The organism is Anaerotignum sp., assembly GCF_017483025.1.
GTDB lineage: Bacteria > Bacillota > Clostridia > Lachnospirales > Anaerotignaceae > Anaerotignum_A.
The window spans coordinates 16566-42323 of the sequence record NZ_JAFUMA010000010.1 but is presented as its reverse complement, the minus strand read 5'-3'; the positions used below and the strand labels follow the sequence as shown (position 1 = coordinate 42323).

Genomic DNA, 25758 nt, shown 5'->3' with positions numbered 1-25758 from the left:
CCTCCTTATTCTCCCACTGTGATCTCTTCTTTTATTTTTTCAAATGTCTTCTCCCCAATGCCGGATACATTCATGATATCCTCGATACGGGTAAAGCCTCCGTTTGCTTCTCTGTATGTGATGATATCCGCTGCGCGCTTTTTGCCGATGCCGGAAAGGCGAGTCAGCTCCTCTGCCGTAGCAGTGTTGATATCAAGTTTCCCCATCATTTCCTCCGCATAGACCGTGTTTTCTTCCTTCGCACCGATCTCTTCCGCGGAAATGGGTGTACCTATATCCAGTTCCCCCGCATAAAAGCTGTGGCTATAAAAAACGCCGCTCAGCAGGAAAAATGCCATAACTGCCAATAGCTTCAGCCGTTCTATTCCGATTTTTGCAACAAAGCCTTTTTCACGCAACTTTAATCCAAACCTCTTTTTCTTTCCAAATAATTCTGGTATAATTTTTAATGTGCGTGCCTTATTCCGAAAAAAGTGCATACCACACGACTATGGACATTTTAACATATCGAACGTATTTTTTCAAATAAACATATAGGAGAATCCCATGAAAAAAAGATTTCTGCCACTCTTGTTGGCTCTTTCCTTTATTTTCCCTTCTTTTTCCGTTTTTGCAGAAGAAGTCCCTTCCGAAACAAATGATACAGTGACTGCACCCGAATTGACCCTGGCCTCTGAAACAGCCGTCCTCATGGACGCAGCCAGCGGCGAAGTGTTGTACAGCAAAAATGCTGACCAGAAGATGTACCCCGCCAGCATCACAAAGCTGATGACCATCCTGCTGGCTTTAGAGCATGGCAAGCTGACCGACCAGATCACCTTTTCCCACGATGCTGTCTACAATATCGAACCGGGCAGCGCCCATATCGCTATTATGGAAGGAGAAACCCTGACTCTGGAGCAGGTACTCCGTGCCATCATCCTGCGCTCTGCCAATGAAGCCTCCAATGGTGTAGCAGAATATGTAGACGGCTCTACGGAAGAATTTGCAAAGCATATGACAGAACGGGCTAAGGAACTGGGCTGTAAAAATACGAATTTTGTCAATGCCAATGGGCTTCATGATGAAAACCACTACACCACCGCCTACGACATGGCTCTCATCGCAAAAGAACTGCTGACCCACGAGGAATATCGCAATATCATGAGCGAAACGGATTACGAAATCCCTCCCACCAATCTGCAGACAGAGACCCGCTATCTCCATGGACAGCATCAGATGCTGAACCCCAATTCCATTTATTATTATGAAGATGCCACCGGCGGCAAAACAGGCTTCACCAATGAAGCCTTGAACACTCTGGTGACTTACGCCGAACGAGACGGCATGGAGTTGATCGCTGTTGTGATGAAATGCTATGGTGCAGAACATTACACCGATACTGCCGCCCTTTTCGATTATGGCTTTCAAAATTATGAATCTGTAAAGGTAGCTTCTGCCGCAGACCATACGGCTACCGTGAAGGTAACAGAAACCTATAATGAAAAGCCTGTGGAGCTGGGTACGGCCACTGTTGCCCCCGCAGAGGACATATACGCCACCCTGCCCAAAGGAACCGATGTTTCTGCTGTGAAAGTAGAAATGGATATTCCTGAGACCATGGAAGGCCCTGTAACAGAAGGCCAGGTGGTGGGCACACTGAACGTCACTCTCAACGGCGAAACCCTCAAGACTGTCGATCTGGTTGCCCAGAATGCCGTAGATGCACTGACAGACGAACAGAAAGCGGAATTGGATAAATCCTCCTTTACAGGCATTTTGAAGAAGATCGGCATTGGCGTGGGTATCCTCATTCTTGTATTTATCATCCTCATCTGCATCACTCGTACAATTGGGTATCTGCAGTATAAAAAACGCCGAAAAAATCGCAGAAGAAGACGCAGAAATACTACCAGAAGACATCGTTAATAAACATATTAAAACCCCAAACCAAATGGTTTGGGGTCTATTATTTTACCTATATAATTGAATCAGTTACCGCACTCGATACTGATTTCCGTGAAGATATCCAGAATATCATCCACTTTCGTTTTTGCCTTTTCCTCGCCGCCTTTATCCAGCACGATATGACCTTTATCCATCATGATCAGTCTGCTGCCATAATCCGCCGCATAGCGCAGGTTATGGGTTACCATCATGGCTGTCAATTTCTTTTCTTTTACGACCTTATCTGTCAGTTCCATGATGATGTCTGCAGTCTTAGGGTCCAGAGCGGCTGTATGTTCATCAAGAATAAGGAATTCGATAGGCGTCAGGGTCGCCATGATCAGTGTCGCTGCCTGTCTCTGACCACCGGAAAGGGCACCCAGTTTCACATTCATCTTATTTTCCAGGCCCAGTCCCAGAATAGAAAGCTGTTCTTTGTAATAATTTTCTCTTGCTTTATTAATACCTCTGCCCAGGCCAAAGGGTTTGCCCTTATTATCTGCCAGAGACATATTTTCCAGCATAGTCAGATTGGGGCATGTGCCTGCAGAAGGGTCCTGATAGACACGACCAATGGTGCGATATCTCTGGAAATCCTTCATTTTTGCAATATCCTTGCCTCCAATCAGCACTTCGCCACCCTGAATGGGAATGCTGCCACAGATGATATTCAGCATGGATGTTTTACCGGAACCATTACTGCCAACGATGGAAAGGAATTCCCCATCGGGCACTGTCAGGTTAAAGTCATCAAACAACTGGGTTTCGGAAATGGTGCCAGGGTTATAGATTTTTTTAATGTGTTTCAGTTCAAGCACGTTCCGCACCACCCTTCTGTTTGTTGCCTAAAACCAGAACCACCAGGAACAGCACTGCTGTTGCCAGTTTCATCAGGTTTGCAGGCAAGCCCAGGCTGATGGCAACCTGGATACATGCTTTATAGAACACGCTGCCCACCAGAACAGCTGTCGTACCTTTTGCAAAGCTCAGCTTACGGAACAAAGTCGTACCGATGATAACTGCCGCCAGACCAAAGACCATCTGACCTGTACCCATAGTGCTGGAGAAGGCTCTCTGTTCCATACAAACCATGGCGCCGGAAAGTGCCACCAGAGCATTTGCAACGACCAGACCAACGATCTTTACGATGCCTTTATCCTTCGCCAATGTAGTCACCAGTGTGCTGTTATCACCAACGGCACGAAGCAGCATGCCGCTCTTTGTGCTGAGATACCAGTCCAGAATGAATTTGAAGATCAGCGCTACGATCAGGGACATCACGAATTTGCGCATCATCAGGGAAGAATTCCCCATAATTGTCATGATGGGGCCGGATGTGAAGATGGTATCGATGGCGCGTTCCACTGCCAGATTGGAGCCTGCGATCTGCAGGTTGATGGAAAACAGAGCTGTCATGGTAATGATACCTGCCAGCAGGTCTCTGACGCCAAATTTTACATGGATGATGCCTGTGACCAGACCTGCCACTGCCCCCACCAGAATCGCTGCCAGAAGTGCCACAAAGGGATTCATACCCTTTACCAGAAGCACCGCGGCAATGGCTGCCCCCAAAGGGAAGCTGCCGTCTACCGTCAGATCAGGAAAGTCCAGTATTTTATATGTGATATAAATGCCGTAGGACAGCAGGGCGTAAATAAAGCCCTGCGTCAACGTGCTGATGATCAAATCAAACATGGGTTACCTCTTTCTATGCAGAAAATCATTCTGCAGTTACATCGATGGCATTTTCTACCTCTGCACTAACGCCCAGAGCAGCCATTGCATCGGGATTTACATAGATTTCAAATTCGGAAATTGTTTCGTAAGGCATATCTGTTGCAGCTGCTTCGCCTTTCAGGATCTTTGCTGCCATTGCGCCTGTCTGCTTACCCAGAGCGATATATTCGATACCTGCGGAAGCAACACAGCCCAGTTTTACCTGTTCGATTTCGGAACCATATACGGGGATACCAGCTTCATTTGTTTTTTCCAGGATAGAAGGCAGAACGCCTACTACGTTATTATCTGTCAGATTTGTGAAGCAATCAACGCCTTTGGAGATCAGGGTATCTGTTGCCTGGTTTACTTCAGCCTGTGTCATAACGCCCAAAGCTTCGATGGTAAAGCCATAGTCGCCTGCTTTTTCTTCATATTCTCTTACTGCGGAAACAGAGTTCGGTTCGCTTGTTGTGTAAAGGATACCGATGGTTTTTGCATCGGGCTGCATCTGGCGGATCAGCTGCAGCTGGCCTTCGATGGGCAACTTATCGCTGGTGCCTGTGATGTTGCCGCCTGTCAGTTTTGCTTCTTCAGGGTCTGTGATCGCTGTGAAGATTACAGGGATGTCTTTATCTTCTGCTGCTGCGTAGCATGCTGTTGCAGAAGGTGTTGCGATAGCGCACATCAATGCAACATCGTTTGCAGAGAAGTTCTGTGCGATCTGTGTTGCGATATTATCATCAAAACCGGCATTCTGGTAATCAATTTCAAAGTCAACGCCTTCCACCAGGCCTGCTTCTTCCAGACCCAACAGGAACCCTTCACGGCAGTTATCCAGAGATGCATGCTGGCCGTACTGGTTGATGCCGATCACAGGGATATCACCGCTTGCCGTGCCTTCTTCCGCACCGCCGCCGCAGCCTGTCAGTGCCATTGCTGTCATTACCATTGCCATTGTCATTGCCATAAATTTCTTCATAATACTCTCTCCTTTTCTAATCTTGTTTTATTTCTTTTTCTCGTCTATTCTCTTCTCGACTGTTTATGTGAGCTTTTCTTCCGCAGATAATAAAAAAAGCCTTATCCACATATTTCTATGGGACAAGACTTGAATATCCTGCGGTACCACCCAAATTGATGAAAAATCATCCGCTCTTACCACTGTACAGCCATACAGTCACGCCCTGGTAACGGGTGCGCTCCCCGTCGGTTTCTACTCGCTTTTGCTTTCGACCGCCCTCATAAGTCCATTCACCAATCCTCACACTGCCACGCTCCCACCATCCGCGGCTCTCTGTAAGCTGATTTGAAAGGCTACTCCTCTTAATCACTGGTTTCTCTATTTGGATATCTTGATTATATCACTCTGTTTTTATTTGTCAATAGTGTTTCTGTAAAAAGGACAAATGTAAAAGATAAGGACTTCCAGTCTAGAAAGTCCTCATTTTGTCATTTTTATGCGATTTTCAATCTCTCCATCAGCATAGGATTTTTCATCAACTGGCGGAACAATGCATAACCCACAACGGATACGGAAAGGAATTCCCCGATGGCTACTGTCACCATGCTCAAGAGCAGTGGACTGCCAAACAAATACAGCTCAATGCCGATGAAAGCATTGCAGAACACCGCCCAGAGGCTTGCGCCGAAAAGGGTCTTGCTGTGTCTTGTGATGCCCCAGAGAGCCGCCGCTGTGCAGGTCGTGCCAAAGGCAATATCCATCAGACCAAAAGGACTGAAGCAATTGGCGATGAAGCAGCCCAGAACCAAACCGGGGGCATACTTCTTATCAATGAATGCCATCAGCATCAACACTTCTGAAACACGCACTTGGATCATGCTGAAGCTCAAAGGTGCGATTGCCAGTGTCATCACCACATAGACCGCTGCGATCAATGCCGTAGAAACTAAAAATTTTGTGTTCACTCTGTTTTTTTCCATTAAAAAATGACCTCCTGTTTTTTGTTTTACGAGATGGTCAGATACCCTGGTCGTTTCCGGTATCCTTCGCAGGTACATCTCGCTTTATTGATTTGCTTCGTTATTATAGCGTATTTTCTGAAATAAATCAACCCCGCTTTTGCGGGGCTTTTTTTATGTAAGTATGATTGCGGTTAAAAAATCATGCCAGTACAGCTGCCAGTTCTTCTACTGCTGCTGCTTCATCAGCACCTTCCGCTGTGATCAGTGCTGTCTGACCTTCCTGCATATTCAGGGCGATGGTACCCATGATGCTTTTTGCATTGATTCTTTTTTCATCAATGCTCACCTGGATTTCAGATTCAAATTTGCCTGCTGTCTGCACAAAATATGCAGCCTGTCTTGCATCCAGGGATGCTTTGATGGTAATTGATTTCTGTGTCATTCTACCTCACCTTTACCCTCTCTTAGCGCTTCAGCAATGTTGCTGATCTTACGCAGTCTGTGGTTGACGCCGGATTTGCCTACAGGCGTCATCAGGAAAGAACCCAGTTCTTTCAAGCTTTTATCCGGATATTCCAATCGAAGCCTTGCCACTTCTGCCAGCTGCTCAGGCAGGCTGTTCAGGCCAATGGTCGCTTCGATATAATTGATATCCTCCAGCTGCTTCACAGCCGCCCCGACCACTTTGTTCAGGTTCGCTGTTTCGCAGTTGACCTTACGATTGATGTCATTGCGCATTTCCTTGACGATACGGACATTTTCCAGATCCATCAACGCCAGAGGCGCTTCCATCACGTTCAGCAAATCAACGATCTGCTCGCCCTCCTTCAGATATACGACGAAGTGTTCCTTCCGTTCCACCACCTTCGCATCCAGCCCAAAGGCATTGACCAGATCTCGCAGCTGCTCAGCGGATGTCATATCTGCCAAGACGAATTCCAGATGGTAATTCTTCTCCGGATCGCTCACAGAACCAACAGAAAGAAAAGCTCCGCGGATATAAGCCCTGCGGCAGCAAATACTGCCGACAACGGGCGGATAAATCCGCTTCACTAATTTTTTCTTCCCCTCTTCCGCAAACAACATCCCTGTTGCCCGCAGAAGCGTTTCTGTCTGAGCGGGGTCTCTCACCAGAAGTGTATACTGGTGCTTCTGCCCGCTGGTTCGTACAGATACATCCGCTATAATATTAAAAGTATTTTGCAATAATGTAAAGCACTTTTTCACGACATGTAAATTTTCCGTTTGGATTTTTAAACAAAAATCACCGTCAAAGGCTGCCGTCTGTCCACAGATATTGACAAAGGCTGCCGTTTCCGCGATTTCGCAATGTCGCCCATTTCCAAAATGAAGGGATAACTCACCCTTAACCTTAGACGAAAATGACAAAATTGCCCCTCCTTTCCGTTAAGATTTCATAAATTAAAAATTTCTTATTTTTTGTGTCTTGCATCCTTTTCGATGTCATGATGTTTCAGGAGCATAGTATGCTTGTCCTTATCCAGCGCACCATAAAGGGCGTTCGCCAGCGTGACGGAACGATGCTTGCCGCCGGTACAGCCGATGCTGATGACGAGATTATTCTTGCCCTCCTTGATGTAATGAGGGATGAGGAATTCCACCATATCCACCAGTTTCTTCAGGAAAATCTGACTTTCCTCGAAATTCATCACATAGCTGCTGACAGGCTCATCGTTACCCGTCATTTCCTTCAGCTCCTGAATATAGAAGGGGTTGGGTAGGAAACGCACGTCAAACACCAGATCGCTATCCGTAGGGATGCCATATTTGAACCCGAAGGACTGGATGGTGATCACAAGATTTTCATATTTTTTATTCTCTACGAAAATGCTGTTGATCTGCTCTTTCAGTTGTCTGGTCAGGATCTGGCTGGTATCGATGATATACGTCGCCTTTGTTTTGACATCCTTCAACATTTCTCTTTCTTTGCGGATGCCTTCCTGAATAGAACCATTCCTGGAAAGCGGATGGCTTCTTCTGGTCTCCTTATAACGCTTGATGAGGACATCATCGGAAGCATCCAGGAACAGAATTTCATATTCATAGCCCTTTTCCTGCAGGTCAGACAATACCTCAAAAAGATCGTTAAACAACTTGCCGCCGCGGATATCGATCCCCATAGCAACACGTTCGATCTCCCCTTCCTGCTCATAGCACAATTCGGCAAATTTGGGCAGCAGCGCAGGAGGCAGATTATCTACGCAGAAAAAATTGATATCCTCCAAAAATTTCAGCACAGATGTCTTCCCCGCACCGGACATCCCTGTTACAATCACAAATCTCATAAACCTTCACCAGCCTTCCCTTTTCCTGTTTCTCCTTTATTCTTCCCCAACAATTTTTACTTCTGTTTCCAATGTTACACCAAACTGATCTTTGACTTCCTTCTGACAGAATGCGATCAGATCTAAAATATCCTGCGCCGTTGCCCCGCCAATGTTGATCAGGAAGCCGGAATGCTTCTCGGAAACCTGGGCACCGCCGATGGTCTTGCCTTTCAAACCTGCATCCTGCACCAGCTTGCCCGCAAAATAGCCCACAGGGCGCTTGAATGTGCTGCCTGCGCTGGGATACTGCAAAGGCTGTTTTTCTCTTCTCTGCTCTGCCAGCTCTGCCATACGGCCACGGATAGCACTTTCGTCGCCTTTTGTCAGCTTCATTTTTGCCCCCAGAACGATATAGCCTGCTTCAGGCACGATGCTGTGTCTATATCCTAAGTCAAGTTCTTCCGCGGGAATAGTCTTGATTTCCAAGTCCTTCGTCAAAACATCCACACTCACCAGAACATCCTTCATTTCGCCGCCATACGCACCTGCATTCATGACAACTGCACCGCCGATGCTGCCGGGAATGCCGCTGGCAAATTCCAGACCTGTCAAGGATGCATCTGCCGCTTTCGCCGCAACGGCACTCAAAAGCGCTCCCCCCTTGGCTTCGATGATATCACCATCTACAACGACATCTGCCATTCTGCTATAAATCTGGATGACTGCGCCGCGGATGCCTTTATCCCGCACCAGCAGATTGCTGCCGTTCCCAATGACCATCACAGGCACATCATATTTTCTTAAAATCCCGATGGCGTCCTTCAGCTCCTCTGCATCCTTTGGCTGGATGAAGAACTCCGCAGGGCCGCCCACACGGAATGTGGTATGCTCTCTCATCATTTCCTGCAGCTTCAGACCTTCTTCGCCCAGTCTTACTTGCAGTTCCTGTATCAATTTTTCCATAAGTTCACCTTCTTATTTCCCAATTCGATTTGCGAAATCCTGAGCCGTATTTCTGCCCATTTTCTTCTGGCGGTTGGTCATGGCTGCAGATTCGCAGATCATGGCAACGTTTCTGCCAGGGCGCACGGGAATGGTATTCAACTGCACCTTATTCCCCAGAATATCGATATATTCTTCATTCAGCCCCAGTCTGTCATAGGAGCCTGTCTTACCATCCCAAACCTCTAGCTTGATGACAAGATCGACCGTTTTCTGGTCTTTGACAGAACCAACACCGAACAATTCTTTTACATTGATGATACCGATACCTCTCAGTTCGATAAGGTAACGAATAATTTCAGGGCAGGAACCGATCAGCCTTCTGTCGGCGATGCGCTTGATCTCTACCGCATCATCGGCAATGAGACGATGGCCTCTTTTGATCAGTTCCAGCGCTGTTTCACTCTTACCAATGCCGCTGGCACCAGTAATCAGAACGCCTTCGCCGTAGATATCCACCAAAACCCCGTGCATCATCACACGGTCTGCCAGCTCTTCCCGCAGCCAGAAGATCAGCTCAGCTGTAAAATCTGTTGTTGTCTGAGCTGTACGGAAAATAGGCACACCATATTCCATGCCATATTCCAGCATTTCAGGAAAAATCTCCAGCTGCTTGCAGACGATCAGGCAAGGGATACGATACTGGAACAGATGGTGGATGGATTCCTTTCTCTTTTCCTCGCTCAGGCTCAGCAGATAGCTATATTCTACCCGACCAATGACCTGCAGACGGTCGCTGTCGAAGCGTTCATAAAATCCCGCCAGCTGCAGAGCCGGTCGGTTGATCTCTTTTCTAATGATAGAACGCCCTTCCAAACTCAGTTCGGGCAGCATATTTTCAAGCTCGAAAGCCTCTACGATCTTTTTTAACTCCGCAGAATACATGCTTTTCATCCTTTCTTTTGTTTTCCACAAAAATAAAACCAAATATTCTCCTGATTATATCTTATATGAAAATCATCCGTTTTGCAATTCTTCCTGATGGAAAAAGAGATATACCTGCTCTGCTGCAGGGATCGTCATGCCATCCACTTCCAAAAGGTCTGCCACTTCCGCTTCAGCGATCTTCTCAATGGAGCCAAAATGACGCATCAAAGCCTTACGGCGCACCTGCCCGATGCCCTTGATATCATCCAGAACAGAATGGAGATTCCGTTCATCCCGCAGCTTTCTGTGATAGGTGATGGCAAAACGATGGACTTCATCCTGAATCCTTGTCACCAGTTTGAAGCCTTCAGATGTCAAGGGAATGTGTATTTCCTCTTCACGGAACAAAAGCCCTCTGGTTCTATGTTTATCATCCTTTACCATACCGCAAACGGGGATATCCATGCCAAAGGCCATCAGAACCTCTTCCGCCGCGTGTACCTGGGTCTTGCCGCCGTCCATCAAAATCAGATCGGGCAGACGGGTAAAGCTGCTGGCCTTGCCTTCCGTTTTTTCCTTGATAGCGTGGTTCAAACGACGGGTGATGACTTCTTTCATGGAAGCGTAATCGTTTGGGCCAACGACAGTTTTGATCTTGAATTTACGATAATCGCTGTTTTTGGAGCGACCATCCTCGAAAACGACCATAGAACCGACAGATTCGAAGCCCTGGGTATTGGAAATATCGTAGGCCTCTACCCTTTTCAATTCTCCCATCAGGCCCAAAGCCTTCCGCAGCTCTTCCATGGCTCCTTTGGTGCGCTGTTCTTCTCTCTTTAATTTTTCACCGAACTGCTCGAAGATCAGTATAGCATTTTTATGGGCCAGCTCCACCAGCTTATGCTTCTCGCCCTTCACAGGCACAGTCAAAGTCACTTTGCTTCCTCTTCGTTCGGAAAGATATTCCGCAATCAGTTCCGTTTCCTCTTCCACCAACGCTTCCTGCAGAATGATTTCTTTTGGAACATAAGCCGTGCCGCTGTAGAACTGCTTTACGAAAGCGGTCAAAATCTCTGCGCGGCTCTGGTCTTCGAAGGCCGTCAGAGTAAAATTCTCTCTGCCTGTCATTTTGCCGCTGCGGATGAAGAACACCTGCACCAGACATTCCTCAAAAGCACGCACAAAGGCGATAACATCCGCATCTCCCAGCCCTGTATTGGAAATTTTCTGGCGCTCTGCCACGCTCTTGATGGCGCGAATTTTATCTCTTAAGGAAGCGGCTTTTTCAAATTCCATATTTTCCGCCGAGTCCATCATTCCCTGTTCCATCTTTTTCAGGATATCTTCATGCTTGCCTTCGAGAAAATCCATGGCATCCTTGATGTACGCCTGATATTCCTCCGCAGATACATTCCCGCTGCAGGGCGCAAGGCACTGGCCGATATGATGGTTCAGGCAAGGCCGTTCCTTCCCGATATCCCTCGGAAAGACCTTCTTGCATTTACGGATAGGAAACAGCTTATGCAGCGTTTCCACAGTCTCTTTTGCCGCCAGAACGTCTGTGAAAGGCCCATAATATTTCGCCTTATCCTTCTCCATGCGTCGGGTGATGAAAATACGGGGGAATTGCTCCTGCACCGTCACCTTGATATAAGGATAGGTCTTGTCATCCTTCAAAAGGATGTTGTAATAGGGATGGTATTTTTTGATGAGGTTACACTCCAACAGCAGGGCTTCCATTTCGGAGTCTGTCACGATATATTCAAATTCTCTGATATTCGGAACCATGGAGCGGGTTTTTGCTGTCTGGTTACGGCTGCTCTGGAAATACTGGCGCACGCGGTTTTTCAGATTGATGGCCTTGCCAACGTAAATGACATGACCGTTTTCATCCTTCATCAGATAGACTCCCGGCTTCTGGGGCAGTTTTTTCAACTCTTCCTGAATATCAAACATAGACCTCACCTCTTTTCTCTGTTTTGTAAAAAAAGGAGCGTCTTTATCTCAAACGCTCCTTTTGTATTTTCAACTTATAATAAACGCAATCTCTTCAAAATACGAATCAGTTTGCCGCCGCCAGGCACAGCCTGCAAATCTTCCTCCACGATACCTCTGATGAGAAGCATCACCAGACCATACACAGCAACAGCTACACAAATGGCCAGCAATGTGGCAATGGTATTGCTGCTGATGAGGGCAAAGAACAGATTGTAGCTGCCGATAGTTGCCGCCGCCATGGCGATGGAGCCGATGACAGGCTTCAGGAAGCTGCCCGTGAAGTCGAACTTCGTACCTGTTTTGCGGGACAGCATGATGACGTCAAATACTGCCGCCACCAGATAGCAGCCTGTTGTAGAAAGCACCGCACCCAATACATTGATGGAAGGGATGCGGATCAGCGTTGCATTCAGGATGACTTTAGCAATGGCACCCAAAATCGCCCCCACAACGGGAACCTTGATATGCCCGATGCCTTGCAGGATACCTGTAGAAGTCTGACACAGAGCCAGGAAGATGATGGAGATGCCACCTACAGTCAGCAACATGCCACCATCGCTGGCGTTAGGGAACAGCATTTGGATGATCTGAGGGCCTAATGCACTAATGCCCACCGCCGCAGGCACGGAAATGATCATGGAAATGCGATAGGTCAGCGCCATTTTTCTGCGTACCTGTTTCTTTTCTTTCAGCTTCACAGATGCAGCAATGCTGGGCAGGACTGCCGTTGCAATGGCTGTGGAAATCGTTACAGGCAATGTGGTCAGTGTCACATATTTCCCGGAAAGCTGACCATACAGAGCGTTTGCTTCTGTCGCAGAGAAGCCTGTTTCCTGCAGGATATTCACAACCATGCTCATGTCGATCAGGTTGGTGATGCTGAATACTGCCGTACCAGCAATGATAGGCCAAGCTGTCTGCAAAACCTTGCTGATGAGCTGTTTCTTGCTTTCTTCATAGGGCTGCTTGCAGCGTTTTGCACGCCACAGCAGATATGGACGGATCAGGCTGTAGGCAAAAATGACTACGATCAGACCTGCCAGGGCGCCGATACCGGTACCCATGGTGCCCCCGGCAGATGCCAGAGGGATATTTTCCGTCATGCCTTCGGGCACATTCACACTCAGGAACACCCACGCCAGATATACGCTGAAAAAGGCATTGAATACCTGTTCGATGATCTGAGAAATAGCTGTAGGCACCATAGTATGCATCCCCTGAAAATATCCGCGGAAAACAGACATGATGGCTACGATGATCAGCGTAGGGCAAAGGGTCAGCAGAGAATAGTAGCTGTCGGGGATACCAATCAGATCTGCCAGCTGATGTGCCGTCAAGCCCATCACGACAGCAAAAAACGTACCCAAAGTGGTAGAGATGACCAGTGCCGCCTGAAACACCCGATGGGCATTTCGATACTGCTTCAAAGCAATTCGCTCGGAAACCAGCTTGGAAATGGCCGCAGGCAGCCCCGCAGAGGAAAGGATCAGCAGGAAGGTATAGATATAATAGCCCCCTGCATAGATGGCATTCCCCTCGTCCCCGATCATATTGGTCAGGGGCAGACGGTAAACGAAGCCCAAAAAGCGCACAAGCAAACTGGCCGCTGCCAAAATCGCCGCCTGTTTGATGAAGGATCCGCCTTTTTTCTTTGCTCTTGCTGCCATGGTGCACCTCTTATTTCAATACAACTTTATTTCTTAACTGTTTGCGCGGTTTCTCGCTTTTCTGCGCTGTGTGTTATCCAGGATCTTCTTACGCATACGCAGGCTCTGGGGTGTAACCTCCAGCAATTCATCATCGCTGATGAATTCCATGCACTGTTCCAGAGACATGGTGATATGGGGTGTCAGTTTCAATGCATCATCGGAACCACTGGCACGGGTATTTGTCAGCTGTTTTTTCTTACATACGTTGATATCCATATCGTCAGCCCTGGAGTTTCTGCCAACTACCATACCTTCATATACCTTCACGCCTGCGCCAATGAACAAATCGCCGCGTTCCTGGGCGTTATACAGACCGTATGTGATGGCTTCGCCGCTTTCAAAAGCCACCAGGGAACCCTGGGAACGTGTCACGATATCGCCTTTGTAAGGTTCATAGCCATCAAACAGGGAGTTCAGGATACCATTACCCTTTGTATCTGTCATAAATTCACTGCGGTAGCCGATCAGGCCACGGGCAGGGATGGAAAATTCCAGTCTTGTGTAGCCGCCCTTTGCGGGGTACATATTTGTCATTTCGCCCTTTCTGCTGCCCAGTTTTTCGATGACATTACCCACAAATTCTTCAGGAACATCGATGGTAACAGCTTCCATGGGTTCACATTTTTTGCCTTCGATTTCTTTATACAGAACTTCAGGCTTGGAAACCTGGAATTCATAGCCTTCTCTTCTCAGAGTTTCGATCAGGATGGACAGATGCAGTTCGCCTCTGCCGGATACCTTTACACTGTCCAGATTATCTGTATCTTCTACGCGCAGGCTGACATCTGTGTTCAATTCCTTGAACAGTCTGTCGCGGATCTGACGAGATGTAACATATTTCCCTTCCTGACCTGCGAAGGGGCTGTCGTTTACGGAGAAGTTCATGGAAAGTGTAGGTTCGGAGATCTTTACGAAAGGCAGTGCTTCCGGCTTTTCGGGAGAGCAAATGGTATCGCCGATCATGATATTTTCGATACCGCTCAGCGCAACGATATTGCCAACGCTGGCTTCTTTTACTTCTACTCTCTGCAGACCTTCGAATTCATACAGCTTTGTGATACGAACTTTTTTCTGTGTTTCTGCATTATGCATATTCAGAACGACTACTTCGTCATTGACACGCAGTACGCCGTTTTCGATTTTACCGATACCGATGCGACCCAGATATTCGCTGTAGTCAATGGTGGAGATCAGCGCTTGGGCAGGAGCCTCCACATCGCCCTTGGGTGCGGGAATATGGTTGATGATCGCTTCAAACAAAGGTTTCATATCCCCTTCTCTTGCGGAAGGTTCTTCGGAAGCATAGCCGCCTCTTGCGGAAGCAAACACAAAGGGAGAATCCAACTGATCGTCATTTGCATCCAGCTCCATAAACAATTCCAGAACTTCGTCGATAACTTCATCGGGGCGAGCTTCAGGTCTGTCCACTTTATTGACACAGACTACTACGGGGTGATTCAGTTCCAGCGCCTTGCGCAGAACGAATTTTGTCTGGGGCATGGGGCCTTCGAAAGCGTCTACCACCAGAACAACACCGTCAACCATTTTCAGTACGCGTTCCACTTCGCCGCCGAAGTCAGCGTGACCAGGAGTATCGATGATGTTGATCTTGATATCGCCATAATTTACAGCTGTGTTTTTGGAAAGAATGGTGATGCCTCTTTCTCTTTCGATATCGCCGCTGTCCATGACTCTTTCCTGCACTGCCTGGTTGGAACGGAAGATACCACTCTGTTTCAGCAGCTGATCTACCAGGGTCGTTTTACCATGGTCAACATGGGCGATGATTGCTACGTTTCTGATATTTTCAATATTCTGATTCATATAGAATTACTCCAATCATATAAACAATTTTCTCTTACGTACGACACTTAATTGTAGCACACTGTTCCCCTCGATGCAATCTTTCCAAAGAAAAAAACTCTCTTATTTTGCAGGAAAACAAGAGAGTTTTATTCATCTTTCAATACTGTGATGGTGCCGTTTTCTACCAGTTTTACAAACAATTCCGCCAGCTGAGGGTCAAATTGTCTGCCGGCTTCGCTTCTTACGATATTCAGCGCACGATCTGTGTCATAAGCGTCTTTATAGGAGCGCTTGGAGACCATGGCATCGAAGGAGTCTGCGATGCAAAGGATACGAGCAGAAAGAGGGATATCTTCTCCGGCAATGCGACGGGGATAGCCCTTGCCATCCCAGCGTTCATGGTGACCGATGACTGCGGGGATAACGTAATCCAGAGAAGGCAGATGACGGATGATACCGATGGAGTTTTCTACATGTTCCTTCATCACTTCGTATTCTTCCGCTTCCAGTCTGCCGGGCTTATTCAGGATATTCTCGGGGATACCGATCTTGCCGATATCGTGGAGCAGAGCTGCTTCTTCGATGATGGAAACGCTTTCCTTATTCAGGCCATAAGCCTTCGCCAGCTTTGTGGCATATTCTGCCACGTTTTTGGAATGACGGAAGGTATAATGGTCCTTCGTATCGATGGCTGCCGTCAAGGCATAGATGGTAGAAGCATATTCGGAATAGATACCTTCACGGTAGCCTGTGCCATTATCCATCTGTGCCGCGCGGGAATCTTCCACCTCACCGATAGAATAGATCATAACTTTGTTTTTACCCGTATGCTTCGCCTGATACAATGCCATATCCGCATTATCCAGAAGCTGCTTCATATTGGAAGCCGCATACGGGATGGAACAGATGCCGACGCTGGCCGTCAGTGCCTTCTGACGATACATCTGTCCTCTCTGCTGCTTGTTGATCTCCATGATCTGCATACGGATATTGTTCGCCATATTTTTTGCAGCCAGGATATCAAACTGAGGCAGGATGATGGCAAATTCCTTGCCATTATAACGGGCTACATAGCCGTTTTCCCCTACGCTGGCCTGCAGCACCATGGCTACATTGCGGAGGGCCTTGTCCCCTTCTTCTGTGCCATAAAGCTGGTTATACAGCTTGAAGTCATCGATGCTGACCATCAGCAGGCTCAGAGAAAGGTGTCTGTTCTTTTCTACTTCCGCTTCCAGTGTTTCATAGAAATATTTACGGTTCAGGAGGCCTGTCAGTTCATCGATGCGGGCTTCCATGTAAACCTTTTCGTACAGATGAGAATTTTTAACAGCGATAGAGCCGATGGAACCAACGGAATCCAGGAAAGCCAGGTCATCCATATTCAGGATGGCCTTTCTTTCTTTTTCCGTTACCATCACGAAGCCTACCAGCTGGTTATCGTCTTCCAGAGGAACGATACATTCGATCTCCAGAAGCTGCAGCATGCGTTTTTCCGTTTCCCACATGGATTTATAGGCCACTGTGCGGCGGAAATCCTTCATTAGCAGGTATGTATGATTCTGTTTCAGCCAAAGGACAACGGGATTATCCGCTGTCAGAGAATAGCTGCGCTTATCCAGAGGGCTGGTGCTGTAGCTTACCTGATACTGATCACCATCATTATTGACCAGGCAGACATAAACTTTTTTCACGCCAATAGTGGTTTGGATGACCTGAACCATGACATCCAGGATTTCATTGATCTTCAAGCTCTTGGATACGGCTGCGCTGAATTCCTTCAGAGTCTCAGAGCGGGCCAGTTCATCACGGATGAAGATCTTATCGATCAGATGCTTCATGGCTGTGTAGATCACGATCGTAGCGATCATAAAGACCACAGAAACGATCAGGATATCATACTCCCCTGCAACAGAGAATGTTTTGTTGATAAATTTACGCAGAGGGAAAATCGCATTACTGAAAATCAGCAGCGAGCAGATCCCAGCGATCACATAGCAGCTGCCTTTAGAAGCCAACAGTGTCAGTCGGAACATACGTCTTGCATACAAAGCGTATACCAGGCAAAGCACGTTCACGATACCCATCATGATATCCACAGGCACCCCGATGAAAGGAGGCAGGAAGATCAATACGTTACCGGCATACATGATCAGCAGCCCCACAACGATGGGAGCCAGCTGACGTTTCAGCATTTCATCCTTCTTCCCTGCTTTCCAGATCAGCCAGAACATATGCACACTGGCACCAAAAGTAACACCATACAGGAAGATAACCTTCCATGTCGTTTCATAAATGAAAGACACAGAACCATCCGCCATCGTCACCACTTCGGGCGCTGCCAGCAGGCTGTTGGTCAGGATATTGAATGCATTGGCAATGACCGCCAGGATCAGCCACACCCTGCGGGAAATGCCGACCCTAATGCCGCCGAAATCCACGGCAAACAGGAAGGATACATAAGGACACAGCGTCAACCCAAGAACGGAAACATCATACCAGAACTTCACGCCCGGCCAGAATTGGGCACGCATGAAGAAGGAACCGCCTGTCCAAAGGATCATTGTAGTCAAAATCAGCATAAACTGATTGATATGCTTATTCTTTTTCGCCGCAAAGAATGTGAGGAAAAGGAATACATAGCACACCAGCGCAATGATGGAGATGAAGGCATAGCCAGTTGTCATAAGCGCCCACCTCCCCGGAACTGATACCACAGGTCAACGGATTCTTCTGTCTGCAAAAGCTCCATCACTTCATATTTGGAAGGATTGATCTTACGCAGCTTCTTTCCGCTCTTTCTATGATATTCAGCGAAAGTGCCGCACTTCAGGATGGTGATCTTCAGGGGATCCACGCCCAGAATGCGTTTCAGGTCTTTATAATCCTGATCGACATATTTAAAGTAAACGCTCAAATGCTCTCTTAAGATCTCCTTGCTGACTGCCTGAGAAACCAGAGATTTGGGCGACATTTCCACATAAAGATGCAGCAAAGGCCGTTTTTCTTCATTATACTCCTTGATGGCTACCCAATCCTCGATCTCCAGTCTAGAGAGTTCAATAACATTCTGAATGGAATTTTCAGTGATACGGGTAAAACCTGCGATATCGATGACCGTAGGGATACGGTCGATATAATGGAATCTTGGAATTCTTGTTTCATCCTCTGCATTTTCCAGACCCACGCAGCGATATACATCGCCCACGCGATAGCGAACGAAAGCGCCACCCTTCAATACAGAGATGACCAGTTCATATTTTTCACCGGGAATGACTTCATTCATCAGATACGTCTTCGGCTGATAGCTGGGATCATCCAGACTCAGCTCCATCTCCTTTTCAGGAATGAATTCATAGAAGCAGGTATCGGGGAAGAAATACATCCCGTCTTTTGTCCATGTTTCTGTGCCGATACAGCTGGGTTCTGTCCCTGCGAACAGTTCCATGGGACGGATACCCCACAAACGTTCCAAGTCATCTTTATAGCTGTTGTTATCCGTACCGGCAACAACGAAGCCCTTGGGTTTGAAAAGGTCTTTGGGCATCAGCTCTCTACCCTCTTTTTTGCAGGTATGCTTTGCCTTGATAAGGCGAGCCAGCATAGCGGGAGAGATGGATTTCAGGCTGGATTTGCCGCTGCCGCCGCTGCCCATAGCAGCCACGCTAAGACTGACAAAATAAGCCACACTGCCCAGGCCAAAGAAGAAATCAATGCCCCGCTTCATGCCCATCTTGAAGCCCTTCACGTTTCTTTCACTGAAGGACATCTGCACCGCTTCTTTTACAGGAGGCAGGAAGTCGATCTCAATTTCATCGTTCAGCGCCAGAGGGAACAGACCTGTCGCATAAGGCAAAGGTGCCAGTGCGTAAAGGAAAGTATCCTTGGCCTTCAGGTCAAATTTTTTCTTTTCATGGGCTGTTGTCAGAATCATGCAGGCCAGCACGTTATTGCGGTAGGTATCCAGCATGCTCTTTGTATAAGGCGCAACTTTAACGGGATGGCGTCCGCCTTCCCATGTAGTCTGTATCCAGATGATAGGGTCATCAGGAAGCATACTGCCCTGCTTCTGCAGCAGCACATCGGCATAATCGCCATAGGTCGTCAGAGGGATTTCCTTACGGAATTCATCGATACTGCTGATTTGCTTTCCTTTCAGGAAACGCTGCCCCAAAGCGCAGTTGCTCCAGAGGGCGATCTGCTCTTCCATCAGACGATTCTGGATCTGCATATATTCCTCAATGGACAGATCAAGGAAACCACAGTATTCCTGCCAGATCTCTTCCTGAGATAATGTTTTCAGTTTTTCTTCAAATCTCATAATCCAGTCACCGGCTCTCCTTGAAAGTATCCAGACAATGTTTCAGACTTTTCCCATTGGGGAATAAAAATGGTACGTGTTTTTTATAATCCCCATAATCAGAAAAGATCCGAGGAAATGTATAAACATCCTGCAGGATGATATAAGCAACATTCAAACTGCTGAACCAAATGGCCGCCCAAAGCAACGCCCCGCCGCCAAAGGCCAGCCACAGGCAGAAATAAAAGCCTGTAAACCACAGCACACCGGGGTGTCTGCACAAGGCGTACATCTTTTTATCGTAGATCTTATGGACTTCCTGGGCCACATAGGTCTCCTCAAAGGGCAGTGCAAAAAACAGTGTGTAGATAAGCAGCAGCAGGAACACCACCGCTAAAATCAGAAACACGATCTGCTTCAGTTCTAATGAAAGGGATACTTCTTTGCCCAGCAACAAAACCGTTGCAACACAAAGCAGGAACGAACCGATCGTAAAGAAAAACTTCGTTCCTTTATGAAAACGATGGGACACCACACCCGCCTGTTCCAGGTCGTAAACCATGAACAAAATGAATGCAATTGTGCCAATGATCGTCTCTCCCATGTTCCATCCTCTTGCATATTTTCAGCAATTTCTATTGATATACATAAAAATCGACATTAAGTCATCTTTGATAATAGCACGAACAAAAAGTGTTTTCAATGAAAAATTACAAAAGTTACAGAAAATATTACCGATTCTTTAAGAAATTTCACTTTGTCACCATTAATTGATATAAATTTTTCGTTAAAGTTGGAATAAAGAAAGGCCCTCCGAAAAACGGAGAGCCTTTTTTGCATAACCAAATCTAAATGTATAATTTTGAATGCTTTCGCAGTCTATTCTATAATTAAAATCGATTAAGCACGTGTTACGTTTGCAGCCTGAGGGCCTTTTGCACCCTGAACTACTTCGAATTCTACTTCCTGGCCTTCTTCCAGTGTTTTGTAGCCTTCAGCCTGAATTGCGGAGAAATGTACGAATACATCGTCTTCACCAGGTACGGAGATGAAACCAAAACCTTTTTCTGCGTTGAACCATTTTACTGTACCTTTTTTCATTACTTAAAATCCTCCTACTTGAGATAGATAAAATTTGTTACAGACTGATACTAACATATATTTCCGTCAGTGTCAATCAGATTTCTACCACTCCACTTGGAATTCGGTTTACAATAACTTACATTTTCCCGTAGTTTTCGTCCTCCAGCAGATTTCCATTCTGGATGGCCATACGGGCCAGTTCATCACATCTTTCATTACCCGGATTGTCCGCATGGCCCTTTACCCAGATGAAAGATACTTCATGCTTTTCCAGCAACACAAGCAGACGTTCCCAAAGGTCAACATTGGACGCTTTTTCCTTTTTATTACGCATCCAGCCATTCTGTCTCCATTTCACAACCCAGCCCTTTTCGATGGCATCCACCACATATTTGGAATCGCTGTAAAGGTTCACCTTACAAGGCTCCTTCAGAGCCTCCAGCCCCTTGATGACCGCCAGCACCTCCATACGGTTATTGGTAGTCAGTCTGTAGCCTTCAGAAAGCTCCTTTTTTGCCGCACCGTAGAGCAAAACAACGCCATAGCCCCCGGGGCCGGGGTTGCCGGAGCAGGCACCGTCCGTATAGATCGTTACTGTTTTCATGGCGTTTCCTCCTTTAAAAATGCTTCACCGATGAGAAGGTCTTCCTTCGTCGTAATCTTGATATTGCGGTAGCTTCCCATAATGATTTTGACAGGATAGCCGCAGTGTTCCGCCAGGGAAGCATCATCTGTGCCCATAAAACCATCGGTTTTCGCTGCTTCATATGCCTTTAAAATCAGATCTTTACGGAAGGTCTGCGGGGTCTGGATCTGCCAAAGGGTGCTTCTGTCAGGAGTGGCAATGGCAATATTATTTGCATCGCAGACCTTAATAGTATCCTTCGCCGGAACACCTGCCACACAGCCGCCCATTTCCAGCGCAACTGCGATGGAATTCTCTATAATCTCTTCTGTCACAAAGGGCCGCACCCCATCATGGATGAGGACGATCTCCGTATCCTCGCTGACCCGTTTCAGGCCATTGCAAACAGAATCCTGCCGTTCCTTGCCACCTTCTGTGATGGAAACGACCTTTTTCCAGCCGTATTCCCAGGCCATATCCTTTACATCCTGCAGGGAATCTGTTCCTGTTACCAGAACGATATCCCGAACTGCTTCTGTCTTTTCAAATTTTTCTACGGTATGGGCAAGGATCTCCTTTCCGTAAAGGGGCAAAAACTGCTTGCTGATCTCCGTCCCCATGCGTTTGCCCTTCCCTGCTGCCACAATGACAGCTGTGCTGATGGGTCTCATACTTATACCTCCCTCTAAGAAGCCTATTCGTAAAACTACGTTTTACTCATGATTTGCTCCACAAATCTCTTCATGAATAAAAATGCGAAACCAAGCAAGCTGATTTCGCATTTTATTTCATGAAGAGGCATTCTCCGCTTTTCACGCCGCAGCGATCATTTTTGTAAAAATCATACGGCCTGCCGCTGTCTGCAGCACGCTGGTAACGATAACGGTTTTTGTTTCGCCAATATGTCTGCTACCACCGTCTACGACAATCATCGTACCGTCGTTCAGATAGGCAACGCCCTGTCCCTGTTCCTTGCCGGCTTTGATGATAGTGACCTTCATCTCTTCCCCAGGCAGTACCACAGGTTTGATGGCATTTGCCAGTTCATTGATATTCAGTACACGAACGCCTTGGAATTCCGCCACCTTATTCAGATTGAAATCGTTTGTCACAACGAAAGCATCCATGCTGTCCGCCATTTTCAGCAGCATGGAATCCACCTCCATGGACTGGGGCGTGGTAAAACTCTGAATCTCTACAGGCACTGCCAGCTGCTTCTGTATCTCATTAAGGATATCCAGGCCACGGCGTCCTCTCTGTCGTTTCAGGCTATCTGCGGAATCGGCAATATGGCGCAATTCCTCCAGCACAAAATCAGGAATGATGATCTTCCCTTCGATAAAGCCCGTCTGCAGCAGGTCAAGGATACGCCCATCGATGATAACGCTGGTATCCAGAATCTTAGGTCTGCCGTAAATGGAGTCCTCCGTGGTGCTGGGTGGTGTTGTCATCAGCACCTCTTTCAATGTACGAACATTGACATCATCCTTTTTCCTTCTGGCTACGCGGATACCCAGAATACCGAAAATGACATTCAAAAGAACGATAATGAATGTCCCCAGGGCACCAAAGCCCGTAAAGGCAAGGCCGATCAGATTTGCCAGGACCAGCCCGACAATACAGCCAATAACGGAAAGAGAAAGCTCTTTCAGGTTCATTTTAGAAAGGCGATCTTCCGTTTGTTTCAAACGTTTCATAAGCAGATTTGCCAGCGACGAGGAAAAAATAAAATAAAATATGAATCCGACGATCACCGATATGGCAGTAGGCACATAAGCAGGCAATCTATGTTGAAAATTGAATAAGTCCATAAAAAGCACAACATGCATCAATGCGTAGGTAGCCGCTGTAACGATCAAGCTCATGATCAATTCTAACGCTCTTTTCATTTATTTCACCTCCTTTTTATGTATTTTTCACAGGTAAAGAAAGAAATGGATATAATCCCCTCACTTTACCATACTGAAATTTTATCTTATTTTTATCCATTTGGCAAGGAGTTCTTTTTCCTGTTGGCGTAAAGCTCTTCCTGATTCAGATAACTTTCGCTTTCTTCAAAAACGTTCCAATTTCGATTCGAAAAACATGCTTCATGGTTTCCCTGACTACATAATCTGTTTCTGATATTGAAATTTTCAATATGATTTGCTATATTATTCTTTGAAAAAATCAAAAAATTCCAGTAGAGAAACCTGTATTCAGAATAGAAAAAACGCCAGAAAGTAAGGAGAGGATGTTATGGCAGAATATCAAATCTTCAGCGATGGTGCCTGCGATATCGGCTTTGAAAAAGCAGAAGAACTGGGCATTCAGCTGATCCCCTTTTATGTTTCCATCGACCACGAAAACTATTATAAAGAGATCCTGGAAATCTCTTTGGATGATTATTTCCGCTATATGACACAGGAAAAGGGCTATCCCAAAACATCCCTGCCCTCTATCCAGGATTATATCGATGCCTTCACCCCTGCCCTGGAAGCAGGCAAGGACATCCTCTGCATCACCATGACCCGCAGCCTGACCGCCTCTCTGGAATCCGCCATGACAGCAAAATCCATGCTGGAAGAGGATTTCCCCCGTGCAAAGATCCACGTCATCAATTCCTGGCTGGCGACCGGCGCCCAGAGCCTGCTTTTGATGGAAATGGCCCGCATGCAGAAAAACGGAAAATCTCTGGAAGATGTAGTCGCTTATGTGGAAAAAGCAAAGGCGGATGGTCGTATCCACTTTATGGTAGGCGATCTGAGCTATCTGGAAATCGGCGGTCGTATCGGCAAAGTAGCTACTGTTTCCGGCGGTCTGTTAAAGATCAAACCTATCATTATACTGAAAGGTGGCGAGATCGGCGTTGGCGGTGTTTGCCGTGCCAGAAAAAAAGGGCTTTCTCAAATCGTTGATGTAACAGTGAAGCACTTCAGGGAAACAGGCGAAAACCCTGCCCACTATATCGCTACTCCCGGTACGAATACCATCTGGGATGACATGGAAGGATTTTACGCAAAAATACAGGAAGCCCTGCCCGGCATGGAATTTCTGCCCCCCTTCCAGATCGGCGCTACCATCTCCGCCCATACAGGCCCTGGCACGACCGGTTTCTGCTTTGTAAAAAAATACGAACATTACGGTTTCTAAAAAACAAACCTCAAGTCAAAAAAGACTTGAGGTTATTTTTTGCAAAAAGAAAGGAGCGACAAGGTCGCTCCTTAAATTTCAAGTGTTTCTTATTTGTACTGGTGCAGAACGTGGTCTACGATACCAACGATTTCACCATTTTCTTTGTAAACACGAGGAACACGTTTTGTGATAACGCAAGGCAGTTCATAGTTGATTGTGCCCAGGATAGCTGCCAGGTCATCGAATGTTACGTGTTTGTCGCCATCTGTACCAACAACGATTACTTCTGTGCCCATTTCAACGCCGGGGATACCTGTAACGTCGATCATCAGCTGGTCCATGCAAACACGGCCAACAACGGGAGCGTACTGACCGTTAACGATCATGTTCGCTTTGTTGGACAGTGCTCTGTTGTAACCATCAGCATAGCCGATAGGTACTGTTGCGATGATTCTTTCTGTTTCTGCTGTGTATGTTCTGCCGTAGGACAGCTGAGAACCAGCGGGAACTTTCTTAACCAGACCGATTGTGGATTTTACTGTCATCAGAGGTTTCAGGTCGATCATGCCTTCGCATTCGCCGGAGGGCAGCATACCGTATGTAATGATACCGGAACGGCACATATCGATGTGTCTTTCAGGGTAAGCGATTGTTGTTGCACTGTTTGCACAGTGACGGATACCAACATTTACGCCTGCATCCTGCAGAGCTTTTACCATCTTGTCGAAACGATCGAACTGCATTTTTGTGAAATCAGGATGATCGCCTGTGTAGGAGTCAGCTACTGCATGGTGTGTGAAGATACCTGTGATCTTAACGTTAGGCATTTTGCTTACTTCGATGATATCTTTCAGGGACTGTTCAAAATCTTCATCATCTGTCTGGAAGCCAACACGTGTCATACCTGTATCCAGTTTAATGTGGCCTTCTACAACAACGCCTGCTGCTGCAGCTGCTTCCTGCAGGCTTCTTGCATGTTCGATACCAACGATAGCATTTGTGATGCTCTGCTGGCACATGATTTCAACGCATGTAGCAGGTGTGTAGCCCAGAACCAGGATGGGTTTTGTGATACCTTCGTTTCTCAGGCTCATACCTTCTTCGATATTGGATACACCGAACCAGTCGAAGCCGCCAGCCTGCAGTTTACGTGCTACGAAACCATCGCCGTGGCCGTAAGCGTCAGCTTTTACGATACCCATAACTTTGTGTTCGGGAGCCATTTTAGATTTGATGCTCTTGATGTTGTAATCCAGTGCATCCAGGTCGATTTCAGCCCATGTTCTTTTGATAAAATCCATAAATTCCGCTTCCTTTCCAAGAAAAAATGGTTGATTTTTCCAGTATTTTTTCATTGCCAAAAAGAAAATCACTGCGTTTTTTCCCATGGAGGATGATAAT

Annotated in this window: 23 protein-coding genes and 1 other annotated feature; of the genes, 2 read left to right on the top strand and 21 right to left on the bottom strand. The window is 46.8% G+C overall.

Annotation, left to right across the window (positions count from 1 at the left end):
- Positions 1 to 5: 5 nt before the first annotated feature.
- On the bottom strand, positions 6 to 398 hold the full coding sequence (locus tag IJ369_RS10790) for a ComEA family DNA-binding protein (protein WP_330612868.1): 393 nt from the start codon (positions 396 to 398) through the stop codon (positions 6 to 8).
- A gap of 148 nt (positions 399 to 546) precedes the next feature.
- Here IJ369_RS10790 and IJ369_RS00630 point away from each other — a divergent pair, with 148 nt between their 5' ends.
- Positions 547 to 1908 (top strand): D-alanyl-D-alanine carboxypeptidase family protein, encoded by a 1362-nt coding sequence (locus IJ369_RS00630; protein ID WP_290714774.1) that lies wholly within the window; start codon positions 547 to 549, stop codon positions 1906 to 1908.
- Between the two features lie 62 nt (positions 1909 to 1970).
- Here IJ369_RS00630 and IJ369_RS00625 read toward each other — a convergent pair whose 3' ends face one another.
- The 19 genes from IJ369_RS00625 to IJ369_RS00535 form a co-directional block, all read right to left on the bottom strand.
- Positions 1971 to 2744 (bottom strand): ABC transporter ATP-binding protein, encoded by a 774-nt coding sequence (locus tag IJ369_RS00625; protein ID WP_290714772.1) that lies wholly within the window; start codon positions 2742 to 2744, stop codon positions 1971 to 1973.
- Positions 2737 to 3621, bottom strand: a complete 885-nt coding sequence (locus IJ369_RS00620) for an ABC transporter permease (protein WP_290714769.1) — start codon at positions 3619 to 3621, stop codon at positions 2737 to 2739. Before IJ369_RS00620 ends, IJ369_RS00625 begins: the two co-directional genes overlap by 8 nt.
- Positions 3622 to 3646: 25 nt before the next feature.
- Complete coding sequence (locus IJ369_RS00615; protein ID WP_290714766.1) at positions 3647 to 4624, bottom strand: ABC transporter substrate-binding protein; 978 nt, start codon at positions 4622 to 4624, stop codon at positions 3647 to 3649.
- A gap of 115 nt (positions 4625 to 4739) precedes the next feature.
- Positions 4740 to 4985 (bottom strand) — a binding site (T-box leader).
- Between the two features lie 115 nt (positions 4986 to 5100).
- Positions 5101 to 5586 carry a QueT transporter family protein gene (locus tag IJ369_RS00610; protein ID WP_290714763.1) on the bottom strand — a complete coding sequence of 162 codons (486 nt, stop codon included), beginning with the start codon at positions 5584 to 5586 and terminating at the stop codon, positions 5101 to 5103.
- Between the two features lie 181 nt (positions 5587 to 5767).
- The gene (locus IJ369_RS00605; protein WP_290714760.1) at positions 5768 to 6010 is read right to left on the bottom strand and encodes an HPr family phosphocarrier protein; all 243 of its coding nucleotides are present in this window, start codon (positions 6008 to 6010) and stop codon (positions 5768 to 5770) included.
- Entirely contained in the window at positions 6007 to 6957 is a 951-nt protein-coding gene (gene whiA / locus IJ369_RS00600; protein ID WP_290714757.1) for a DNA-binding protein WhiA, read from the bottom strand. Before whiA ends, IJ369_RS00605 begins: the two co-directional genes overlap by 4 nt.
- A gap of 44 nt (positions 6958 to 7001) precedes the next feature.
- Complete coding sequence (gene rapZ / locus IJ369_RS00595) at positions 7002 to 7874, bottom strand: RNase adapter RapZ (protein WP_290714754.1); 873 nt, start codon at positions 7872 to 7874, stop codon at positions 7002 to 7004.
- Positions 7875 to 7910: 36 nt separating this feature from the next.
- On the bottom strand, positions 7911 to 8819 hold the full coding sequence (gene murB, locus IJ369_RS00590; protein ID WP_290714752.1) for a UDP-N-acetylmuramate dehydrogenase: 909 nt from the start codon (positions 8817 to 8819) through the stop codon (positions 7911 to 7913).
- Positions 8820 to 8831: 12 nt separating this feature from the next.
- Complete coding sequence (hprK, locus tag IJ369_RS00585) at positions 8832 to 9743, bottom strand: HPr(Ser) kinase/phosphatase (RefSeq protein WP_290714750.1); 912 nt, start codon at positions 9741 to 9743, stop codon at positions 8832 to 8834.
- Positions 9744 to 9815: 72 nt separating this feature from the next.
- Positions 9816 to 11681, bottom strand: a complete 1866-nt coding sequence (gene uvrC / locus IJ369_RS00580) for an excinuclease ABC subunit UvrC (protein WP_290714748.1) — start codon at positions 11679 to 11681, stop codon at positions 9816 to 9818.
- A gap of 74 nt (positions 11682 to 11755) precedes the next feature.
- Entirely contained in the window at positions 11756 to 13390 is a 1635-nt protein-coding gene (locus IJ369_RS00575) for a putative polysaccharide biosynthesis protein (RefSeq protein ID WP_290714746.1), read from the bottom strand.
- Between the two features lie 33 nt (positions 13391 to 13423).
- The gene (gene typA, locus IJ369_RS00570) at positions 13424 to 15256 is read right to left on the bottom strand and encodes a translational GTPase TypA (protein ID WP_290714744.1); all 1833 of its coding nucleotides are present in this window, start codon (positions 15254 to 15256) and stop codon (positions 13424 to 13426) included.
- A gap of 128 nt (positions 15257 to 15384) precedes the next feature.
- A complete protein-coding gene (locus IJ369_RS00565; protein ID WP_290714742.1) occupies positions 15385 to 17922 on the bottom strand; it encodes an HD domain-containing phosphohydrolase in 2538 nt (845 codons plus the stop codon).
- Positions 17919 to 19556, bottom strand: coding sequence for a GH3 family domain-containing protein (locus IJ369_RS00560; protein WP_290714739.1), 1638 nt, complete (start codon positions 19554 to 19556; stop codon positions 17919 to 17921). The genes IJ369_RS00565 and IJ369_RS00560 overlap by 4 nt, the downstream gene beginning before the upstream one ends.
- Before the next feature lie 7 nt (positions 19557 to 19563).
- Positions 19564 to 20139 carry a hypothetical protein gene (locus tag IJ369_RS00555; protein ID WP_290714737.1) on the bottom strand — a complete coding sequence of 192 codons (576 nt, stop codon included), beginning with the start codon at positions 20137 to 20139 and terminating at the stop codon, positions 19564 to 19566.
- Between the two features lie 296 nt (positions 20140 to 20435).
- Entirely contained in the window at positions 20436 to 20636 is a 201-nt protein-coding gene (locus IJ369_RS00550) for a cold-shock protein (RefSeq protein ID WP_004036546.1), read from the bottom strand.
- A gap of 118 nt (positions 20637 to 20754) precedes the next feature.
- On the bottom strand, positions 20755 to 21222 hold the full coding sequence (rnhA, locus tag IJ369_RS00545) for a ribonuclease HI (RefSeq protein WP_290714725.1): 468 nt from the start codon (positions 21220 to 21222) through the stop codon (positions 20755 to 20757).
- Complete coding sequence (gene ispD / locus IJ369_RS00540) at positions 21219 to 21914, bottom strand: 2-C-methyl-D-erythritol 4-phosphate cytidylyltransferase (RefSeq protein ID WP_290714722.1); 696 nt, start codon at positions 21912 to 21914, stop codon at positions 21219 to 21221. The genes rnhA and ispD overlap by 4 nt, the downstream gene beginning before the upstream one ends.
- Before the next feature lie 141 nt (positions 21915 to 22055).
- On the bottom strand, positions 22056 to 23132 hold the full coding sequence (locus tag IJ369_RS00535; protein ID WP_290714719.1) for a PIN/TRAM domain-containing protein: 1077 nt from the start codon (positions 23130 to 23132) through the stop codon (positions 22056 to 22058).
- A gap of 349 nt (positions 23133 to 23481) precedes the next feature.
- Here IJ369_RS00535 and IJ369_RS00530 point away from each other — a divergent pair, with 349 nt between their 5' ends.
- Complete coding sequence (locus IJ369_RS00530) at positions 23482 to 24375, top strand: DegV family protein (protein ID WP_290714717.1); 894 nt, start codon at positions 23482 to 23484, stop codon at positions 24373 to 24375.
- An 89-nt stretch (positions 24376 to 24464) separates the two neighbouring features.
- On the opposite strand, the gene alr is transcribed toward IJ369_RS00530, so the two are convergent.
- Positions 24465 to 25658 (bottom strand): alanine racemase, encoded by a 1194-nt coding sequence (gene alr / locus IJ369_RS00525; RefSeq protein ID WP_290714714.1) that lies wholly within the window; start codon positions 25656 to 25658, stop codon positions 24465 to 24467.
- Positions 25659 to 25758: the final 100 nt, after the last annotated feature.

Coding starts and splice junctions, on each gene's coding strand:
- IJ369_RS00630 (WP_290714774.1), top strand. CDS start 547: ATGAAAAAAAGATTTCTGCCACTCTTGTTGGCTCTTTCCTTTATTTTC.
- IJ369_RS00620 (WP_290714769.1), bottom strand. CDS start 3,621: ATGTTTGATTTGATCATCAGCACGTTGACGCAGGGCTTTATTTACGCC.
- IJ369_RS00615 (WP_290714766.1), bottom strand. CDS start 4,624: ATGAAGAAATTTATGGCAATGACAATGGCAATGGTAATGACAGCAATG.
- IJ369_RS00610 (WP_290714763.1), bottom strand. CDS start 5,586: ATGGAAAAAAACAGAGTGAACACAAAATTTTTAGTTTCTACGGCATTG.
- IJ369_RS00605 (WP_290714760.1), bottom strand. CDS start 6,010: ATGACACAGAAATCAATTACCATCAAAGCATCCCTGGATGCAAGACAG.
- rapZ (WP_290714754.1), bottom strand. CDS start 7,874: ATGAGATTTGTGATTGTAACAGGGATGTCCGGTGCGGGGAAGACATCT.
- murB (WP_290714752.1), bottom strand. CDS start 8,819: ATGGAAAAATTGATACAGGAACTGCAAGTAAGACTGGGCGAAGAAGGT.
- hprK (WP_290714750.1), bottom strand. CDS start 9,743: ATGTATTCTGCGGAGTTAAAAAAGATCGTAGAGGCTTTCGAGCTTGAA.
- uvrC (WP_290714748.1), bottom strand. CDS start 11,681: ATGTTTGATATTCAGGAAGAGTTGAAAAAACTGCCCCAGAAGCCGGGA.
- IJ369_RS00575 (WP_290714746.1), bottom strand. CDS start 13,390: ATGGCAGCAAGAGCAAAGAAAAAAGGCGGATCCTTCATCAAACAGGCG.
- typA (WP_290714744.1), bottom strand. CDS start 15,256: ATGAATCAGAATATTGAAAATATCAGAAACGTAGCAATCATCGCCCAT.
- IJ369_RS00565 (WP_290714742.1), bottom strand. CDS start 17,922: ATGACAACTGGCTATGCCTTCATCTCCATCATTGCGCTGGTGTGCTAT.
- IJ369_RS00560 (WP_290714739.1), bottom strand. CDS start 19,556: ATGAGATTTGAAGAAAAACTGAAAACATTATCTCAGGAAGAGATCTGG.
- IJ369_RS00555 (WP_290714737.1), bottom strand. CDS start 20,139: ATGGGAGAGACGATCATTGGCACAATTGCATTCATTTTGTTCATGGTT.
- IJ369_RS00550 (WP_004036546.1), bottom strand. CDS start 20,636: ATGAAAAAAGGTACAGTAAAATGGTTCAACGCAGAAAAAGGTTTTGGT.
- rnhA (WP_290714725.1), bottom strand. CDS start 21,222: ATGAAAACAGTAACGATCTATACGGACGGTGCCTGCTCCGGCAACCCC.
- ispD (WP_290714722.1), bottom strand. CDS start 21,914: ATGAGACCCATCAGCACAGCTGTCATTGTGGCAGCAGGGAAGGGCAAA.
- IJ369_RS00535 (WP_290714719.1), bottom strand. CDS start 23,132: ATGAAAAGAGCGTTAGAATTGATCATGAGCTTGATCGTTACAGCGGCT.
- IJ369_RS00530 (WP_290714717.1), top strand. CDS start 23,482: ATGGCAGAATATCAAATCTTCAGCGATGGTGCCTGCGATATCGGCTTT.
- alr (WP_290714714.1), bottom strand. CDS start 25,658: ATGGATTTTATCAAAAGAACATGGGCTGAAATCGACCTGGATGCACTG.